This is a genomic window from Methylobacterium sp. WL18 (genome assembly GCF_008040015.1).
GTDB classification, from domain to species: Bacteria; Pseudomonadota; Alphaproteobacteria; order Rhizobiales; family Beijerinckiaceae; genus Methylobacterium; species Methylobacterium mesophilicum.
In genome coordinates this window covers 1-1,951 of the sequence record NZ_VRVD01000778.1, presented here as the reverse complement: position 1 = coordinate 1,951, position 1,951 = coordinate 1, and the positions used below count along the sequence as shown (strand labels likewise).

Below are 1,951 nucleotides of genomic sequence, written 5' to 3'. Positions count from 1 at the left end.
GCCTCGCGGTGGCCGTGGCCCTGACCCTGCGCGCGCGGGGCCTGCCCCTGCCCGGCTGCCTCTGGCTCAGCTCGCCCTGGACCGACCTCGCGCTCACCGGGGCGAGCCTGGACACCAAGGCTGCGGTCGATCCGCTGATCAGCCGGGCCTACCTCGCCGAACTCGCCGCCGCCTATCTCAACGGTGCCGACCCCAACGACCCGCTGGTGTCGCCGATCCGCGCCGACCTCGCCGGGCTGCCTCCGATGCTGATCCAGGTCGGTTCCGCGGAGACGCTCCTCGACGACGCCCTGCGGCTCGCCGGGGTGGCGGCGGCCGCGGACGTGGCGATCGAGCTGCAGGTCTGGCCGCACATGATCCATGCCTGGCACCTGTTCTACCCGGAGGTCGCGGCCGGCCGGCGGTCCCTGGCGAGCGCGGGGCGCTACATCCGGGCACATCTCGACGGGTCCGCCGGAGGCTGATCGGCCGTCGGTCCGGGATTCGGTCCGCGCACGGGCCGGGACCGCGGGGCCACGCTCCCGATCATTCGGGCGATTCCTGCTCTCCGTCATTGGCGCCGGACCGGATCCATGGCCCGGTGACGGGCATGCGCCCCGTCCCCGCCCTCGTGGTCCTGACCCTGGCCGCCGCCTCGCCCGCCGGGGCGGCCGAGGATGCGATCGAGGGCATGGCCGGCCCCGCCGGCGAGCGCCTGCGCTACGACGCGAAGGGCCTGACCTTCACCGTTCCCGAGCCGGAGATGAAGCTCCAGATCGGTGGCCGCCTCCACCTGGATTCTGGTGCGGCCAGCTTCAGCCGGCCGGGCCTCGCCGCGACCTTTCCCGACAGCGTCGCGGTGCGCCGCTCCTGGATCGAGCCGACGCTCACCATCGGGAAGGATTGGGTGGTCGCCTTCCAGTACGATTTCAGCGACCCGCTCCTGCCGATCAACGACGCCTTCGTGGCCTGGACGGGGCTGCCGGACACGATCCTGACGCTCGGCAACATGAAGGTGCCGCTGAGCCTCGAATGGCTGCAGAGCAACAACGACACCCTGTTCGCCGAGCGCTCCCTGGCCAACGCGTTCGTGCCGGATCGCCGCTTCGGTTTCGCGGTCGGGCATCACGGGCAGGCCTGGACCGCCGTGGCGAGCGTGTTCGGCGACGCCGCCAGCAACGGCATCACCGGGGACGGGGTGGCAGCCGCGGGCCGCGCCACGGTGGCGCCGATCCTGAACGAGCGGGAGACTTTGCATCTCGGCCTCGCCGGCGTCTTCCAGAGCCGGAGCCGGGCCGACGGCGCGTTCAGCTTCTCCACACCGCCGGAGGCGTTCCTGTTCACGCGCCCCTTCGTCGATACCGGTGACCTGCCGGACGCGGCGCGCGTGTCCCGGATCGGCGCCGAGTTCGCCTATCGCAACGGTCCGGTCTTGGTGCAGGCCGAGGTTATCCATGCCGCGATCGACCGGTTCGGCGGCCCGGGCGGGGCCGTCCCCGGCCTCGACTTCCAGGGCGGCTACGTCGAGGCCGGCTGGGTGCTGAACGGCGCCGGCCGCGCCTACGCGCTGGCCCCGAACGGCGGCACGACCTACGCCACCTTCAAGGGCGTCCAGCCGCGGGACGACCAAAGAATCTCCCGGGGCGGGATCGGCGTGTTCGAGCTGTCCGCCCGCTACAGCGCCATCACGCTGAACGCCCGGGGCTTTCGCGGCGGTGCCGAGCGGGACGTGAGCCTGGGCCTGAGCTGGTATCCCGAGCCGAACCTGCGCCTGATCGCGAACGTCATCCACGGCCGCGTTCAGCCGGGCGCGGCCCAGTCGGACGTGCTGGGCACCGCGCCGTTCTCGGTCGACACCGTCCTGGGGCGGCTTCAGATCTATTGGTGAGCCGCACGGCTCGGACCGCCGGTCAGACGGCTCTGCGCAGGACCGAGCGGAACGGCCGCCGCTCGGGCTCGGGCTCGGCCGGCT

The 1,951-nt window shown here is 72.6% G+C and carries 2 protein-coding genes; both read left to right on the top strand.

The features are described from left to right. Positions 1-464 (top strand): alpha/beta hydrolase fold domain-containing protein (locus tag FV228_RS28180; protein ID WP_147857508.1); only part of this gene is annotated, 464 nt, incomplete at its 5' end. Positions 465-589: 125 nt separating this feature from the next. Next, positions 590-1,867: a porin gene (locus FV228_RS28175; protein WP_147857507.1), complete on the top strand. Its 1,278-nt coding sequence runs from the start codon at positions 590-592 to the stop codon at positions 1,865-1,867. The last annotated feature ends 84 nt before the right edge of the window (positions 1,868-1,951 follow it).